This is a genomic window from Pseudomonas sp. KBS0707 (assembly GCF_005937945.2).
Classification (GTDB): Bacteria; Pseudomonadota; Gammaproteobacteria; order Pseudomonadales; family Pseudomonadaceae; genus Aquipseudomonas; species Aquipseudomonas amygdali.
This window is the reverse complement of the sequence record NZ_CP041754.1, coordinates 1,340,976-1,357,976: the sequence shown is the minus strand read 5'-3', so window position 1 is coordinate 1,357,976 and position 17,001 is coordinate 1,340,976. Positions and strand designations below refer to the sequence as shown.

The window sequence follows — 17,001 nt, the reverse complement described above, 5'->3', positions numbered from 1 at the left end:
TTCACACCAGCCAATGCCACAACAACAGCGTACCTATCAGCCCCACGGTCGCAAACGCCCGGCAGCGCACTGGATATCGTCGTCACGCGCGCAGTAAATCATTTTAGTCATGTGGGTATAGTGCCTGTGCAACAAGGCCTGGCGCTTGCGGTCCAACTCACTGCACTTACTACCCGCCCGGCATCGCGTCACCCATCATCTGATCAGAGCCGCGATCAATTCAACGGATCACTCGACAGGACATCAGATGACCTCATCCAGCCAGCGCCTGGCCTTGCTTGAAGCAGTTGTCGAGCAGTCATTCAATGCCGTTTTGATCACCGATGCCAATCTGACCAATGGCGGCCCGTTCATTGTGTATGTCAACCCGGCATTCTGCGCGATGACCGGCTACGCAGCAGAGGCATTGATCGGCCTTTCGCCACGGATCCTGCAAGGACCCGACACCGATCGTCAGGTGATCGAGCGTATGCGTCAGTGTTTGAGCGAAAGCCTCTTTTTCGAAGGGTCGACAGTCAATTACCGCGCGGACGGAAGCCCCTATGTCGTCGAGTGGAAAATTTCCCCGGTACGCGACGATGCGGGTGCGGTTTGCAACTTTGTATCGGTGCAGCAAAACATCAGCCCGCGCATTCGGGCGGAGCGCGAACAGCATTTGCTGGCTCAGGCGCTGAACGCCGCGCTTGATCCGATCATGATTACCGATTGCAACGCCACTATCGTTTTTGCCAATGAGGCCTTTCAGCACATCACCGGTTACAGCGCGTCGGAAATAATCGGCGAAAACCCGCGAGTGCTTAGCTCGGGTAAACATGATGAGATGTTTTATGCGCAATTCAATGAAGCGCTGGCCAGTGGTACGCCCTTTCGTACTACCTTTATCAACAAGCGCAAGGATGGCTCTCTGTTCTACGCAGAACACAGCATTTCCCCGCTGTGTAACCTGGAAGGAACCATCACGCATTACGTCAGCATCAGCCAGGATGTAACCACGCGGCTGGGCCGTGAACAGAAGTTGCTGGAGATTGCTCACAGCGACCCGCTGACCGGGCTGAACAACCGAAGGGCGGCGGAACACACCCTTGAGCGGCTCATCGATACCGCGCGAATATCGGGCAAGCCGTTCAGTCTTATCATCGGCGACATCGATCATTTCAAATCGGTCAATGACCGATACGGCCACCCTGCTGGCGACAGGGTATTGACCAGCGTTGCAGTCATCCTTAAACAACGGATCCGCCTGCAGGATGTCGCGGCTCGATGGGGAGGAGAAGAGTTTCTGATACTCGTGCCCGATAGCTCACTGGATCATGCCGCTGAATTGGCCGATCGCATTCGCAAGGGCGTTGAGGATCTGTTGATACCGAATACAGGCTCAGTGACTATTTCTCTGGGAGTTGCGCAACTCAGCCCGGGAGAAACAGCGGCAAGCCTGATTCAGCGTGCAGACAAAGCGCTTTATCAGGCCAAGCGCCGGGGCCGCAACCGTGTCGATATCGCACAGGCAGACGACACGATTTATTGAGGTTGGCTACGAGCGGAGTCTTCAGGAATACCGCACGGCGCTATTGGTATCTCACCGTGACGGAGGCTTTACGACCGACTACCACCAACAAGAGCGGGTATTCTCAGCACCTTGTTGGCAGCGGTGATGTAAATCCAGTGCTGTGAACCGGTAGAACAGAATGCAAGATTGCCGGTGTCTTTCGCCGTCACCTTTATTTTCCCCAGCAACTCACCGCTGGCAGAGAACACCTGAATGCCCTCTTTGCTGCTGCTCCAGACGTTGCCCTGCGCGTCGACCTTGAGTCCGTCAGGGATGCCGGGGGCAATCTCGGCAAACACCTTGCCGTTACTCAGCGCCCCGTCGCGCACCTGATACACCCGGATGCTGTGTGCCAGTTTCGGATTCTTGAAATCATGCGCCAGTTGCGAGTCGGCGACATACAGCAAGCTTTGATCGGGTGAAAACGCAAGACCGTTCGGCGAATGAAGTCCCGGGGTATTCAACCTTACCAAATGGTTTTGTTCCGGATCGTAGCGGTATACATACTCGCCGCCCTGCTCCGGTTTGCCGCCATAACTTTCAGCCTTGTTCAACACGCCGAAGGTTGGATCACTGAACCAGATACCACCGCGCTTATCGACCACGACGTCATTCGGGCTGTTCAAACGCCTGCCCTCGTACCTGTCGACCACTGTGCGCCATTGACCATCCGCCTCCTGTCGCACTATTGCGCTTTCGCCATGGGATGCGGCGATGACTCGGCCTTCGGCATCCAGAGCATGCCGTTCTGATAATGGGCGGGGTCGAGCCATACAGTGACGCCGTCATGCTCTTTCCAGCTCATGACCTTGTTCGCCTTCACATCACTCCAGATCAACCGACCGTCGGTCAAACACAAAGGGCCTTCCGCCCACTGCGCATCGGCGGTAAGCACTTGTGCCTGCGCGCCGGGCTGGATGAGTGCAGCAAACCGCGGATTACTGGCAACCACCGTGACTGGCGACGCGTCTGAAGCCATCACTGCGCCTGAAGCGAGAAGCGCGCCCCCCAACACTAGCGAAGTTGTTTTCCTGCCTGGATAACGGAAGACTCGATTCATGCATTTCGCCCCATTGATCAGTAGGCACACCGGCCAGAAGAACGTTTGGCAGCAGCATCCGGCTTGAGTTTCACGATGAGCTGAACGTTGGGCTGATCACCCACGGTACGAGTCAAATGCCCGACCCTGTTGTCGCCAGGCCTTGCTTTGGAGCTGCTGTCGGCATTGAACTGCATTTCCCCGGGGCCCTGAACCAATACCGTGCCATCGGTGGTTTCCACCGACCACTGACCCTGTAAGGTGATCACCCACTGAGGGCCTGGCGCATGGTGCCAACTGCCGACGTAACCCGGCGGCAGTACCGCGTAGGCAATACTTTCTACTTCGTCGGGCGATACTCCGATCCACTGAGGCTCGGCAGGTGGCGCGTAACTTTTGAATTCCAGCCCCTCGATACGGCAATGCTCGACATGGGTGGCCCCTGTCTCGTCAGCCCAGACAGTGGCGTACTTGACGGGGGGCTGAAGCTTGCCGTTGCTGGTGGTGCTTTCTTGAGAGTTTGCGGGTGCAGACAGTACCGCCGCATTGACGCTACTGCTTGCCGCACAAACGGCAGCAAAGGTCAGTGCAAATGCAAAGAGCGTTTTCATGGGTAAATCCTTGTTCGCGAGAACACTGGGTGGGAAGACAACGTCGCTGTGCCACTACCAATCACTAGGCCAGTCGCGTAATAACGCGCGATCAAACAATCACTCATCGAAACCGGACCTGCCCTGACAGGCCCGGACGTTAAATCAGAGTTTCGGTAACTGACCGATGCGCGCCATCATTTCGGTAACGATCTGCAGGTCCAGCAGAAACTGTCCGGTCGTCTTGAACTCGTTGTCCGTGTGGCCGGTATATTTGACTTCGGGCCTCGCCAGACCGAACTGCACGCCATTGGGCAGTTCATGTACCGACGTCGCGCCAGCCGAGGTGCCGAACGCATGTTCCATACCCAGATTTTCGCTGGCAACCGCAAGCAGCGCCCTGACCCATTCGCCCTCTGGATTGCGGTACATCGGCTTGGCAATGGAATAGTCGAACGCAGGCTTGATGCCGGTTTTCACGCTCCACGCTGCAAGTTTTTCGGAGATTTCGGATTTGAGCTCTTCCGGAGACCTGCCCTTGGGCACGCGCAAGTTGACCGCAAGTTTGAACGCTGTTTCATCCATCGCGACATAGGTAAGAGAAGCGGTCAGCGGCCCCATGAACTCGTCGGAGAAACCAACGCCCAACTTGTTGCCCAGATAATCAAGGCCCCAGTTGTCGGCTGCATAGCGAGCAGCGTCAGTAATCTGATTATGTCTGAGCGCGACCTTGCCTTGAAGGCTGTTGATGAAGTCAAGCATCCTCGCAACCGGGTTGACTCCAGACTGGGGCGCCGATGAGTGCGCGGAAACACCCGTCACTGTCAGCTTGACGTCATTGCCGTCGACGCTGGCATCGACCGCGAAATTGCCGCCATTGCTTTTCACGTAATCCGCACCGGCCTGTTGCAGGCTGGCAGCCAGTTGCGCAGGCTTGTCGGTTAACAGAGTAGCGACCGATTTCGATGGAATCTGGTTGGTGGCCGCACCTCCGGTCATCGAAACGATTTCAGCACCCTCGCCGTCAGCGTTGCGTCGCGCGAAACTGGCCATGACCGTCCCATAACCTTTTTCCGCGATGACAACCGGGTAGCTGCCATCCAGCGCCAGGTTGTAACCAGGCGTCGGGTTGCGTTCAAAATAGTAGGGGATTGCGTCACCCGTGGTCTCTTCAGTTGTATCGATCAGCAACTTGAAGTTTCTGGCCAGCGGCAGCTTTTCTTCCTTGATGACCTTCATGGCATAGAGCGCCACGACAATGCCATTCTTATCGTCTTCGGTGCCACGCCCATACAGGCGATCACCAATCAATGTAACCTTGAACGGATCGAGCCGCGTGCCGTCCGGCAACACCCAGTTTTCCGGCGTGACCGGTACAACATCGGCATGGACGTGAATGCCCACGACTTCATCGCCCACCCCGTCGAGCGAGACTTCATAAACACGGTTATCGACGTTGCGAAACTTCAGATCGAAGCGTTCGGCAAGGCCTTTGATCGCGTTGGCGATCTTGATGAACTCCGGGTTTTCATGCTGGGCAACGCCGTCAACACGGGCGGTTGGAATGGCGACCAGCTCACGCAATGTGTCGGTTGCCGCATTGCCATACTTCAACCGGGTATACAGACCGAGCAGGCGATGAATGTCGTTCCGTTGCGCGTCGGAAAGTGTTTTGTTGTCGAGAAAGGCGTTGATGGCCGAGCCAAAATCAGCAGCTTTGACACCATCAGTGTTGGACAGACTTTTCAGAAACTGCCTGAAATCCGTGACCGATTTCTCATTGAAAGTCTTGAGAATGATCGTGCTCTGTTGGGCAGTGACGTTGGCATTCGCCACGCAGGTGAAGGACGAAAGGCTGGCCATTATCAGCGCGGTTGCGGCCAGTTGCTTGAGTGAAAGGTTCATTGTTCAGGGCATTCCTTGGCAGGTACAGCACGCAAAAAATTCTGACCACTTGATCAGTAAGATTTCAAACTTACACCATGAGCAATGATGCGAGAATCCCCGCTTTGAAATGAGGCAATGCCTTAAAGGGCTCGAATGATCAATGTGCCTTGAAACACACGTGATCAATACAACCTGACCGAGTTGCAATCACCCATCCGATTACCTATATTCCGGCGTGGCACCATCTACGCCACCTACCGCGGAAAGGGCTGCGCCCAGGATTCTGATTCGATATTCCGTCACTACGACTCCCGACCTTCAAGCGGACAAGGTTTTTGCAAGGAGATCGTATGCCCAGCAATAAAACGTCCTCGTCCCATCACGGCCGTATCAACCTCGAACAGCAGCGTAAGCGTGCCAAAGAGCTTCTGCTGCGGATGAAAGACGGCACTGCACCTGATCAGCTCATCCTGCTCGACAAAGCGGCGCCGACCTTATCTGATGCCCAATGGCTGATCGCGAGGCAATTGGGCTTCAGCAGCTGGCCCAGGCTAAAGGCCCATGTCGATGCAGTCGACTTCGCAGCCCGGAATCCGGATTTCGAAGCAAGCGACGAAGCGCAAACCGTGCATTGGCGATGCGGCAGCGACATTGCCCATACGCTCAAGCTCGCGGGCTTCAAAGGCTCGTTCAAGATGCTGACAGACCCGTTGTGCATGGGGCCGGTTCAGGCTGTGCCTGAAAGGGCATATCAGGCAGCGCGCAGTCAGTACATCAGCCAGGCATTCGGGCTGAGCCTTACGGATGTCGCACGCCGGTTTGATGATGAATACACCGACCTGCAGCAAATGAGCAGTGCCGATCACTGCGTGCTGTGGTGCGAGGCAGATGCCTACGATCAGCTTTTCCTGATCAGGACGCTGTCAACCCTTGAGCAACTGCCTGCCAGGCTTGAAATTATTCAGGTGAGCCAGATTCCCGGCGTCCAGCGCTTCATCGGCATTGGCCAACTGGCGCCCGACCTGCTTGCCTGGCTGTGGCCGCAGCGCAAGGCGGTGACCAAAGAAATGCTGCATCTGGCCCGCCAGACATGGGCGGCTTACTGCAACGCCTCGCCGGTTGCCCTCGCCGAACTGGCCCACACCGCGCAACCATCATTGCCCTGCCTTGCCCCGGCCCTGTTACGTCAGCTACAGGAATTACCAGGCGTCGAAGACGGCCTGTCACTCACCGAGCGCCTGTCGTTGCAGTGCATCAGCGAAGCCGGGTCAATGACCTTCGGCCAAGTGTTTGCTGAGCTGACGGACAAGCGCGAGCCTTTACCGTTTCTGGGCGACATGATGTTTCACGCGATGATGCGCCCCTTGATTGATTCTCCGACCGCGCTACTGATCGAATCAGACCCCCAACTTGAATGGCCTCGCCGCTCGCTCAGGCTAACCCCGCTGGGACAGCAAGTATTGGCCGCAAAAGCCTATTGGCCCAACTACTGCCATCAAGCGCGCTGGGTTGGCGGCGTCTGTATTCAGCCCGGACAACCTCACTGGATGATAGATAACCACTTGCGACCCCTATGGCGCGCCTGACTCTCAGGAACGCACTGACGGCCAGTTGTAACGCTGGTGATGCTGATCGGTCGCGAAAATATCCAAGGGGTGCCTGCACCCGAACCGGACACAGGCACGGCGCATCAGATCACGCCACAGGCTGCACGATCACCGCCACCGCCCAAGGGTGCAGGGTGGTCGGAATGGTTGTCGCCGCCCGCATGAACCATCAGCGCATGGCCTTTGATTTCGGAGATTTTCTTCAACCGTGGTGCCAGTACCGGATAGTTTGCAGTGCCGTCGGCGTTAACGTACAACGCAGGCAGATCGCCTAGATGGCCATCGGCGTAAGGCCCCAGATGCTTGCCGGTCTTGGCCGGGTCAAAGTGGCCGCCTGCGGCCAGCGCAGCGACCTTCTTGCCGTCCTTCGTACCGGCTTCGCAGCTGCCGTTTTCATGTACGTGAAAACCGTGAATGCCCGCAGGCAAGTCTTTCAGATTCGGGGTAAACAGCAAGCCGTACTGTGTTTCGCTCACCGTCACGTTGCCAACAGGTTTGGGCGCGCCGTCAGCGCTGACCAGATTGATGGGAACGTCCAGCGATGCAGCCTGGACACTGAGGGAGAAAACGCCAAGCAGGCCTAGCCAAAGATGAGGTTTCATGATTTCAATGCGTCCCTGATCTGGTAATCGGATTGAACGTCGCGACGGGCAGCGTGAAGCGGCATGCCACGCAACGTCCTTGATGTCACAGAGGGTGTGACCACAGACCAGCGCACTTGATGCAAAAAGATGACCGGGGAAAGTTATGCAAAACGTCTCGACTGGCCTGCCATCACCAAAGTTGGCAGACCAGCGACGTTGACTTGCGCTCAGCTATGGGTGCAGGGGCGCCACTCAGATATCCAGGCAGATCTTGCCGAAATGCTGATTGGTTTCCTGGTAACGGAACGCCTCGACAATGTCGGTCATCGGGAAGGAGCGATCCATGACCGGACGCATGCCATTGGCATCAATGGCGCGGATCATGTCCTGCTGCTGGGTGCGGCTACCCACCAATACACCCTGCATGCGCAGTTGCTTGACCAGTGCCGGGACGAATTCCAGCTGACCGGCGACACCGCTCAGAATGCCGATGACCGAGATATGCCCAGCGACCCGTGCGGCTGTCATGGAGTGCTGCAATGTCGAGGGGCCGCCCACGTCGATGATGTGATCAACACCACGGCCGCCAGTCAGCTTGCGGGCCGTCTCGCCCCAGTTGCTGTCCTTGCGGTAGTTGATCAGGTGGTCGGCGCCCATGGCTTTCAGACGCTCCAGCTTTTCATCACTCGACGACGTCGCGATAACGGTCGCACCCACCATCTTGGCGAACTGCAACGCGAAAATCGATACACCGCCAGTGCCCTGCACCAGAACGGTATCACCGGCTTTCAACGCATCATCGACCATCAGCGCGCGCCACGCGGTCAAGCCTGCGGTGGTCAGCGTGGACGCTTCGGCATGGGTATAACCCAGTGGCGCGTGGGTGAATGAGGTGGCACGGGCAGTCACCTGCTCGCGGGCATAACCGTCGATGCCATCGCCCGGCACAGTGACGAAACCTTCAACCAGCGGCTCGCCGCTGATCCACTCAGGGAAGAACGTGCTGACGACAGAGTCGCCGACAGCGAACTCGCTGACGCCCTCGCCTACTGCGGTTACCACGCCTGCGCCATCGGCCATGGGAATGCGTTTTTCAGTCGGTGCCCACATGCCGGTGACGACTGCGAAGTCGTGATAGTTGAGCGAATTTGCGTGCAGACGCACAGTGATCTCACCGGCTTTCGGTGCCAGCACTTCGCTTTCGCCAACGCTGACCTGATCGTAGCCGCCGCCAGCCTGCACGTAGATGGTTGTATTGCTCATGCTCAATCTCCTATCAATTCAACATTACGCAAAATGACGAAATGTATGAGTAACGCTAAAGGGTCATAGTTCTTTCTTGAGCCGATCGGCAAACCGGTCGATGGCTAGCTCGTCGCGGCGAAAATAAGTCCATTTGCCGATCCTTGTCGCCTGAACCAGCCCGGCGCGTTGCAGAATCGCCAGGTGCGCAGACGCGGTGGAAGCCGACAGACTGGCCTTGGCCTGAATGTGCGAGACGCACACGCCTATCGCCGGATCACCGTGGTCCTGTGGAGGGAAATGGGCTTGCGGGTTTTTCAGCCACTCCATGATCAACATGCGAGTGTCATTGCCGACCGCTTTGATTTGCTCAAGAATCATGGGGCACAACATTACGCTTTTTTACGAAATGTTCAACCCCTGATTTATGCCCCTACATCTGAACGCATGTTTTCATTACAGCTTCACATCGGCCTGACAAATGAAGCAATCTGTCGACTCCAACAAAACCGACTGCACGGCTGAGAGCACTCAGACTCATGATGAACCTTAAATACAGCGCATTCACCGCCCTGCTGCTGGGCATGACAGGCATGGCTCAGGCTCAGGAATCCACCTCGCATCTGGACAAGGTTCTGCAAGCCGGCCAGTTGGCAGTCTGCACGACTGGCGATTACAAGCCCTATACCCTGCTGCGCGAAGACGGTGAATACGAAGGCATCGATATCACCATGGCACGCTCGCTGGCCAAGAGCCTGGGAGTTAACGTGCGGTGGGTGCCTACGACCTGGAAAAACCTGATGCCGGACATGGTTGCCGGCAAATGCGACATAGGCATGGGCGGCATCTCGGTCAGCCTGGAACGCCAGAAGAAAGCCTTCTTCAGCAATACGCTTGATGTCGATGGCAAGATTCCCCTGGTGCGCTGTGAAGACAAGGCCATGTACGAGACGGTCGAGCAGATCAATCAGCCCTCGGTGCGCTTGATAGAACCTGCTGGCGGCACCAATGAAGCCTTCGCGCGCGCTCATCTGCCGAAGGCGTCTCTGGCATTTCACGACAACAAGACCATCTTCCAGGAACTGCTGGACAAGAAGGCTGACGTGATGATCACCGATGCCTCCGAAGCGCTTTATCAGCAGAAACGTATGCCTGGCTTGTGTGCGGTCAACCCGACCGCGTACATGCAATACGGCGAAAAGGCCTACCTGTTGCCCCGCGATGATGTGACCTGGAAAAGCTACGTTGACCAATGGCTGCATCTGAGCAAGGCCACTGGCGAGTATCAGCAGGCGCTCGGGGAATGGCTGGCAGTGCCTACGCAACTGTAAAAAGTATCATTTAGCCACCATGCCTAAAGCTTGAGTTCGGGACGCCGATAGTTGATGACCAGCGATGCATTTCGCAAGGTCCCGATTCAGCAGGCGAACAAACCCTAAAGAGGAACTTTCATGTCCCGAACTCAAGCGCCTCATGGCAGTTTCACTATAAAACAACGATTGATGGCCTCGACCTTCGCCATCATCGTTGCGTTTATCGCTTTGTCGTTTTTCATGATCCATACACTCAAGACATCCACTGAGAATGTCGACGCTTTGTACAACCGGGATTTTCTGGCCACCGAGGCCGTGAACAATATCGACGGTGCACTGACCCGTGTGGACATCAATATCCTGCGCATGATCGCCATCGGCAATCCGGAGCAGACTGCGGGCTGGAAAAACGAGAACGAGGCCGCTTTTGCCAAGCTTGATGAGCTGACCGTTCTGCTCGGCAAGAACACCGCTGAAACGCTGGATGTCACGCTGACCCAGCAGTTGCAGCGCGACTACACTAAGTTGCGTGATGGTATGCGGCACCAGACGAGCGTTATCCAGACGGGTGATATCGCCGCCGCCACCAACATCAATCGCACCGAGGTCAAACCCTTCGCCGAGCAGGTCTTCAAAACCCTCCAAACCCTGCGCGAGCAAGGCAAACAGAAGGCAGGCGAGCGCTTTGAGGCTCAGGAAGCAAGTGCTACCCGGACCAACAACCTGTCCATCACCGCCACACTTTTGATTGCGGTGCTGGGTGTCGTGGTGACACTACTGACCATACGCAGCATTCTGGCAGCCATAGGTGGCGAACCGGATACGGTGGCCATCATTACCCGCACCATCGCCAGAGGCGACCTGAGCAGTACGATCAAGGTCAATGCCAATGACAACACCAGCGTCGCCGCTGCCGTGGTTGCCATGCAGACTCAACTGCGGGACACCCTGCAACAGATTTCAAACTCAGCGACCCAGCTGGCTGCCGCTGCTGAAGAGATGACCGCCATCACTGAAGACGGGGTTCAGGGCATCCAGCGACAGAACAACGAGATTGACCAGGCCGCGACTGCCGTCAATGAAATGACCAGTGCGGTAGAAGAAGTGGCGCGTAATGCCGAATACACCGCACGCTCTTCAAGCAACGCGACCAGCGCAGCACAAGCAGGTCTGGGGCTGGTTAAGAAGACCGTTAGCGCAATCAATACCATGAGCACCGACGTACAGAAAACAGCCGTGCTAATTGGCGAGCTGGCTGATCAGTCGCGCGACATCGGCAAGGTTCTGGATGTGATCCGTGGTCTCGCCGAGCAAACCAACCTGCTGGCCCTCAACGCTGCTATTGAGGCAGCGCGAGCGGGTGAAGCCGGACGCGGATTTGCTGTGGTGGCGGATGAAGTGCGTGCCTTGGCGCACCGCACTCAGCAATCAACCAGCGAAATCGAGCGCCTGGTCAGCAATATTCAGAACGGCACTGATCGGGCGGTGAGCTCCATGCGCGGCAACACGGAACTGGCCAGCGACACGCTCAGTATCGCCGAGGGTGCCAATGATTCTCTGAGCGTCATCAGTACAGCGGTCAGTGAAATCAACGACCTCAATCTGGTCATCGCCAGCGCCGCACAACAACAGGCACACGTTGCGCGGGAAGTGGACCGCAATCTGGTGAACATTCGTGACCTGTCTGCGCAATCTTCATCAGGTGCACAGCAGACCAGCAGCGCGAGCCGTGAATTGTCGACGCTGGCTCTGGACCTGAACAATATCGTCGGGCGCTTCCGTCTGTCCTGATGCGAGACACACTCTGTGCGCTGCCACAGCGCGCAGAGTGCGCAGAGTGCGCAAATTCCGGACCTGGCCGGGCCTATATCCGCGTCTTCGTACATATTCTGTTGCAAGCCCTTTGCGCCTGAAATAGCGTGGTGTTCTGGACGAACAAGGACTACACGCATGAAGCCCGGCAAACCTATCACACGCGCATTTTGTGTCGAGTTGCAGCAAGAGCTGTCAATCGCGGCTGCCCGACGTGAATACTTCTCTCAGGAGCCGCCACGCAAACGCTTCGAGTTTCTCTGCTCGAATGAGGCTTGCAGGGCGATGGGGGCAAAGGTGACCGGGGTTCGCTATGACGTGAAACCACAGGACAACCCAACCTTTGTTGCTGCGCACTTCCGCGCCAACCCGCACTACGATCACAATCCGGAGTGTGAATGGGTGGACGAGAGCACCGACGAAAAGCCGGACGTTCATGTCGAAGAAACAGATGCTCAGACGCGTGTGCGCCAGGCCAAGCGCAAGCTGGATGACTACATCGACATATTCGACCCGACTCTCAAGGCACCGGTCAAAGAGAAGTCCGGGGAAGAAAAAGCCGGTGCAGGCAATCTGCAGCCCATCGTCAGCCAGCCTTTGACCGAACCCGCGTCACCCAAGGCCGCCCGCTACAGCGAAACCCGCACCAACAACCTGGAGCGCCTGGTAGACAGCTATCGACAGGCCAAGGCCGAGTTGTCACTGGAAGATTTCAAGCTGTTGAAACTGAGAATTCCCGGTCAGGGCGAAGTGTCGCTACGCGGGTATTTTCGCCATATCAAGTACGCGCAAACGGGTGACAACGGCCGTGTGCTATTCGGTGGAGGGTTGATTGAGCAACGTTACGGGCTGGGGTTCAAGTTCAGGTTTTTTGACCGTATCGACGGCAAACTGGTAACGCTTTACGTATCGCCCGCGCAAATGCAGGCCTACCGTTCAAGCCGCTATATCAGTGAGCTATTAAGCCACGCGGATGACGTGAAGTTCTTCACGGTATATGCACTGGGAACGATTACGCAAAGCCCATCGGGCAAGAGCTATGGCCTGGAAGTCGATGACTTGCGGCATCTGGCGATTGTGTTGGGCCCAGCGAAAGACCTGGTCGAGGAAGGGAAAGCCGCTGCACCTTGAGCATGCATCCAGTGATCGTCCCAGCGCATGGCGCTGGAACGATACAGGTCAAGCTATCAGGCCTTGACGATCCAGCCGGCTGGCGCCTCGATGTCACCGGATTGCACGCCGGTCAATTCCTTGTACAGACGCTGAGTGACCGGACCGACTTCGGTCTGGCTGTAGAACACATGCAGCTTGTCCTTGTAGGAAATCCCGCCAATCGGGGTGATCACCGCAGCCGTACCGCAAGCGCCCGCTTCCTTGAAGGTGTCGAGCTGGTCGATGAATACATCGCCCTCCTCGACCGTCAGGCCCAGCCGGGATTTTGCCAGTTCGATCAACGACAGGCGGGTGATGCCCGGTAGCACCGACGGTGATTTCGGCGTCAGGAACACATCATCATTGGTGATGGCAAAGAAGTTTGCCGAACCCACTTCCTCGATCTTGGAATGGGTCTGCGGGTCGAGATAGATGCAATCGGCAAAACTGTGTTTCTTGGCTTCAGAGCCGGGCATCAGGCTGGCGGCATAGTTGCCACCAACCTTGGCAGCCCCGGTGCCATTGGGCGCAGCGCGGTCATACCCGGAAATCACGAAATTGTTTGGCTTCAGGCCGCCCTTGAAATAGGCGCCCACCGGGATGCAGAAGATCGAAAAGATAAACTCCGGGGCCGTACGCACGCCGATGTTGTCACCCACACCAATCACGAACGGGCGCAGATACAACGCGCCGCCTGAACCGTATGGCGGGATGAAACGTTCGTTGGCCTTGACGACCTGTTTGCAGGCCTCGATGAACACATCAGTCGGTACATGAGGCATCAACAGACGAGAACAACTGCGCTGCATGCGCTGCGCGTTCTGATCGGGACGGAAAAGATTGATCGAGCCATCCTTGCAGCGATAGGCCTTGAGACCTTCGAAGCACTGCTGACCATAATGCAGCGCGGTCGAACCCTCGCTGATATGCAGCGTGTTGTCCTCGGTCAGCGACCCCTGATCCCAGGCACCGTCGCGCCAATGAGAAAGGTAGCGCTTGTCAGTCTTGATGTAATCGAAACCCAGAGTGTCCCAGTTGATGCTTTCTTGACTCATAACGCCCTCTATCATTTTAGCGACTGCCTGGACGAGTCAGGCCAATGCCTTATTCTGCCAGATCATTCAGGTCCTGAGGCTCGAAATAAATGCAAACCGACATGGCATTTCTGACCCAGGCCCAAACATGGGCGCTCTGTATGCTCAGTGAGTTGACCAACGACGATGATGCTTACCGATAGCTCAGCAGCAAACGCTTGCAGCGTCGCCAGGTCGTTCCATTGAAATATTTCCAGGGGATGGTACGCAAAAGACTCCAAGCGTATCGCTTATCCGCGACCGCAGCGTATTTCAATGCCTTGTTGACGACTTGAGTGCGGCCACTCTGATATTCGGGATGCTCACGATAGGGCTCGATACTTTTGAGATCAGCCTCAAGCAGCACCTTGTACTTGCGTGAAAGGTTGTTGGGATGACGTCGATAGCGTGTCACGACTTCGGGGATCACATGCATTTCATAGCCCAGGCGGGCAATTCTCAGCGTGGCCTGGAAATCCTGAACCTTTATCTCCGGATCGTAGCCGTTCGCGTCGCGCATGGCCTGCATCCGATACAGGGCCACCGGCGCCCCCACAACGACCGCACCGCGCAACACGTCGTCGAATGTCAGCCGTTCGATATAGTCGCGCGATTGGCATTTGATCGTGTTGCCGTCGCAGTCCATGTAGCTGATCAGTGCGCCTACGCAGCCGACTTCGGGGTGCTCGTCGAGATACTGCGCACGGATACGCAGCGAAAACGGGAGCATGATGTCATCGAGGTCCGGTGTGGACAGATAGACGCCTTTCGCATATCGCAGGCCATGATTGAGAGCGGCACTGACCCCCTGATTCGCTTGGCGATAGAGCTGGAACGGGTAACGCGCCTGCAATGACTCAAGCATCGCGATGCTGTTGTCGGTCGAACCATCGTCAACGATGATGACTTCAAAATTACCGTAGTCTTGAGCAAAGATGCTCTGAAGGGCAGCTTCAAGGAAGCGCTCGGCGTTATAGCAAGGGGCGACGATCGAAACCAGGGGTTGAGGCGTGAGGCTCTGACTTTCTGAGGGCATCATGGGGTAATAGCCATAATCATTATCGGCCCTGACGGGCTCGGAAACCGGATATCTATAACAGGTCGCTTGAAAACGGCACATCATGGGGCAAGCGATCCTGATTTTCTACAGCGGGTCACAAACGCCGTGTAAACAGGCGTACCCAGCCGCCAGGAATCTGCTGCCGTTTGCTGTCATTCATCAAGTGTAGATCGCATCCCCAAAAAAAACCCCGTTCTTCGCAGAACGGGGTTTTCAGGTTGTGCATCAGGTGAAAATCAGAAGGCGTAGGTCACCAACAACTCTTTTGTCACCTGAAAGTCCACCGACATCATCACGCTCAAGGCAGTGATGGTGAAGATAGAAAACACGAACAGCTTGCGAGCCCAGACAGTATCGTCAACGGCCTTGTAACCCTTCCAGGCCATGTACAACCAGTACATGCCCATGCCTGCTGCAACAGCCAGGTAGTTGAGGCCCGCATAACCACCTACGGTCAACATCAGGGTCGCCACGAGGAACGCCAGGATGTAGAGCATGATGTGGCGCTTGGTGACCAGAATGCCGCGCTTGACCGGCAGTACCGGAATTTTCGCCGCACGATAGTCATTGAAACGGAAGATGGCGATCGCATACGAATGCGGCATCTGCCACAGGCTGAACATCACCAGTAGCGTCAGGGCCGCGAAGTCGAAGCTGTTGGTCACTGCGCAGTAGCCGATCACTGGAGGCATGGCCCCCGAGAGACTGCCCACCAGTGTGCCGTGAACCGATCTGCGTTTCAGGTACAGGCTGTAAAGGCCGACATAGATCACAAACCCGATGACCGCAAACAAGGCAGCCAACGGGTTGGCCTCGGTGTACAGCAGGGCAACGCCCGCAACGCCGAGTATGGTTGCGTAGAGCAGCGCCAGTTTCAATGAAACCAGGCCCTGCACCAGGACCCGGTTACGGGTCCTTTCCATACGCTGATCGATATCTCGATCGATGCAGTTATTGAACACGCAACCAGACGCAACGACCAGGGAAGTACCGATTACTGCAGCGAGGAAGACGCCGAAGTCGATATTTCCCTTGGAAGCCAGAAAAAAGCCACCTGCCACCGAAAGCACGTTACCGAAAATGATCCCCGGCTTGGTGATTTGGATAAAGTGCTTCAGTGACATCTGGTATTCCTCAATGCGCCATCATTTCGCGGTGGACGCTGAAAATGATCCACAGCGACAGCCCAACCAGCAGGACGATAACCATCGTGGTAAAGGCGAAGGCCATCACGTTGTTGCGCTGCACGCTCGTGAAATCCAGGTGCAGGAAGTAATGCAGGTGCACCAGGATCTGGATGATCGCGAAGACCAGAACGATTGCAATCGTCATGTCCTTCGGCAGCGACGGCGACATCACCAGGGCAAACGGAATGGCGGTCAGGATGATCGACAGTACGAAACCGATGATGTACGACTTCACTGAGCCGTGACTATTGTCTTCAGCGGAGTGATGCGAATTTGACATTACAAAGCTCCCATCAGATAGACAACGGTGAACACGCCGATCCAGACAACGTCCAGGAAGTGCCAGAACAGGCTGAGGCAGCTCAGGCGAGTCTTGTTGGTGTTGGTCAGGCCCTTTTTCTGGACCTGGAACATCATGATCGCCATCCAGATCAGACCGCTGGTCACGTGTGCGCCGTGCAGGCCTACCAGCGCGAAGAACGCTGACAGGAAGCCGCTGCGGCTCGGACCGTAGCCTTCGTGGATCAGGTGATGGAATTCATAGATTTCCATACCGATAAACGCAGCACCACACAGGAAGGTCAGGGCCAGCCAGCCAAGAACCTGGCTTTTCTTGCCCTTGTACAACGCCAGCATGGCGAAGCCGTAGGTGATACTACTGACCAGCAGGAACGCGGTTTCCACAGCCACGAATGGCAGCAGGAAGATGTCCTGGCCCGACGGGCCACCCGCGACACTGTTGACCATCACGGCGTACACCGCGAAGAACGAGGCGAACAACACGCAGTCAGTCATCAGGTACAGCCAGAAGCCGTAGACCGTCATGCCACCGCTGTCGTGGTGATCGTCATGCCCATGATCATGGTCGTGACCGTGGGCTCCGGAGTTGATTGCAATATTTGACATTGT

15 protein-coding genes and 1 pseudogene are annotated in these 17,001 nt (G+C 56.3%); 5 read left to right on the top strand and 11 right to left on the bottom strand.

Annotation, left to right across the window (positions count from 1 at the left end; all coding sequences use genetic code 11):
- Positions 1 to 247: 247 nt before the first annotated feature.
- Positions 248 to 1,525, top strand: coding sequence for a GGDEF domain-containing protein (locus FFH21_RS06375; protein WP_041924469.1), 1,278 nt, complete (start codon positions 248 to 250; stop codon positions 1,523 to 1,525).
- Between the two features lie 68 nt (positions 1,526 to 1,593).
- Here FFH21_RS06375 and FFH21_RS06370 read toward each other — a convergent pair.
- The 3 genes and pseudogenes from FFH21_RS06370 to FFH21_RS06360 all read right to left on the bottom strand — a co-directional run bounded on the left by FFH21_RS06370 (position 1,594) and on the right by FFH21_RS06360 (position 5,080).
- A pseudogene (locus tag FFH21_RS06370) lies at positions 1,594 to 2,606 on the bottom strand (SMP-30/gluconolactonase/LRE family protein).
- 17 nt (positions 2,607 to 2,623) lie between these two features.
- Entirely contained in the window at positions 2,624 to 3,196 is a 573-nt protein-coding gene (locus tag FFH21_RS06365) for a hypothetical protein (RefSeq protein WP_004656102.1), read from the bottom strand.
- A 144-nt stretch (positions 3,197 to 3,340) separates the two neighbouring features.
- The gene (locus tag FFH21_RS06360; protein WP_011167965.1) at positions 3,341 to 5,080 is read right to left on the bottom strand and encodes a dipeptidase; all 1,740 of its coding nucleotides are present in this window, start codon (positions 5,078 to 5,080) and stop codon (positions 3,341 to 3,343) included.
- A 332-nt stretch (positions 5,081 to 5,412) separates the two neighbouring features.
- Here FFH21_RS06360 and FFH21_RS06355 point away from each other — a divergent pair, with 332 nt between their 5' ends.
- Positions 5,413 to 6,648: a DUF1835 domain-containing protein gene (locus FFH21_RS06355; RefSeq protein ID WP_004656098.1), complete on the top strand. Its 1,236-nt coding sequence runs from the start codon at positions 5,413 to 5,415 to the stop codon at positions 6,646 to 6,648.
- Between the two features lie 104 nt (positions 6,649 to 6,752).
- Here the strand turns inward: FFH21_RS06355 and sodC are convergent, their stop codons facing one another.
- The 3 genes from sodC to FFH21_RS06340 form a co-directional block, all read right to left on the bottom strand.
- Positions 6,753 to 7,271 carry a superoxide dismutase family protein gene (gene sodC / locus FFH21_RS06350; RefSeq protein ID WP_004656095.1) on the bottom strand — a complete coding sequence of 173 codons (519 nt, stop codon included), beginning with the start codon at positions 7,269 to 7,271 and terminating at the stop codon, positions 6,753 to 6,755.
- A 234-nt stretch (positions 7,272 to 7,505) separates the two neighbouring features.
- Positions 7,506 to 8,516, bottom strand: a complete 1,011-nt coding sequence (locus tag FFH21_RS06345; protein ID WP_011167964.1) for an NAD(P)-dependent alcohol dehydrogenase — start codon at positions 8,514 to 8,516, stop codon at positions 7,506 to 7,508.
- Positions 8,517 to 8,579: 63 nt separating this feature from the next.
- A complete protein-coding gene (locus tag FFH21_RS06340; RefSeq protein WP_016980457.1) occupies positions 8,580 to 8,888 on the bottom strand; it encodes a helix-turn-helix transcriptional regulator in 309 nt (102 codons plus the stop codon).
- Positions 8,889 to 9,034: 146 nt separating this feature from the next.
- On the opposite strand from FFH21_RS06340, the gene FFH21_RS06335 reads away from it, so the two are divergent.
- The 3 genes from FFH21_RS06335 (at position 9,035) to FFH21_RS06325 (ending at position 12,751) form a co-directional block, all read left to right on the top strand.
- The gene (locus FFH21_RS06335; RefSeq protein ID WP_002552352.1) at positions 9,035 to 9,826 is read left to right on the top strand and encodes a transporter substrate-binding domain-containing protein; all 792 of its coding nucleotides are present in this window, start codon (positions 9,035 to 9,037) and stop codon (positions 9,824 to 9,826) included.
- 120 nt (positions 9,827 to 9,946) lie between these two features.
- Positions 9,947 to 11,599: a methyl-accepting chemotaxis protein gene (locus FFH21_RS06330; RefSeq protein ID WP_011167963.1), complete on the top strand. Its 1,653-nt coding sequence runs from the start codon at positions 9,947 to 9,949 to the stop codon at positions 11,597 to 11,599.
- 159 nt (positions 11,600 to 11,758) lie between these two features.
- The gene (locus FFH21_RS06325; RefSeq protein WP_041924467.1) at positions 11,759 to 12,751 is read left to right on the top strand and encodes a hypothetical protein; all 993 of its coding nucleotides are present in this window, start codon (positions 11,759 to 11,761) and stop codon (positions 12,749 to 12,751) included.
- Between the two features lie 56 nt (positions 12,752 to 12,807).
- On the opposite strand, the gene FFH21_RS06320 is transcribed toward FFH21_RS06325, so the two are convergent.
- The 5 genes from FFH21_RS06320 to cyoC all read right to left on the bottom strand — a co-directional run bounded on the left by FFH21_RS06320 (position 12,808) and on the right by cyoC (position 16,998).
- A complete protein-coding gene (locus tag FFH21_RS06320) occupies positions 12,808 to 13,827 on the bottom strand; it encodes a branched-chain amino acid aminotransferase (RefSeq protein ID WP_002552349.1) in 1,020 nt (339 codons plus the stop codon).
- Between the two features lie 172 nt (positions 13,828 to 13,999).
- Positions 14,000 to 14,884: a glycosyltransferase family 2 protein gene (locus tag FFH21_RS06315; RefSeq protein WP_005756784.1), complete on the bottom strand. Its 885-nt coding sequence runs from the start codon at positions 14,882 to 14,884 to the stop codon at positions 14,000 to 14,002.
- A gap of 257 nt (positions 14,885 to 15,141) precedes the next feature.
- Positions 15,142 to 16,029: a heme o synthase gene (gene cyoE / locus FFH21_RS06310; RefSeq protein ID WP_002552346.1), complete on the bottom strand. Its 888-nt coding sequence runs from the start codon at positions 16,027 to 16,029 to the stop codon at positions 15,142 to 15,144.
- Positions 16,030 to 16,039: 10 nt separating this feature from the next.
- The gene (cyoD, locus tag FFH21_RS06305) at positions 16,040 to 16,372 is read right to left on the bottom strand and encodes a cytochrome o ubiquinol oxidase subunit IV (protein WP_002552345.1); all 333 of its coding nucleotides are present in this window, start codon (positions 16,370 to 16,372) and stop codon (positions 16,040 to 16,042) included.
- Positions 16,372 to 16,998 (bottom strand): cytochrome o ubiquinol oxidase subunit III, encoded by a 627-nt coding sequence (gene cyoC / locus FFH21_RS06300; protein ID WP_004666116.1) that lies wholly within the window; start codon positions 16,996 to 16,998, stop codon positions 16,372 to 16,374. The genes cyoD and cyoC overlap by 1 nt, the downstream gene beginning before the upstream one ends.
- Positions 16,999 to 17,001: the final 3 nt, after the last annotated feature.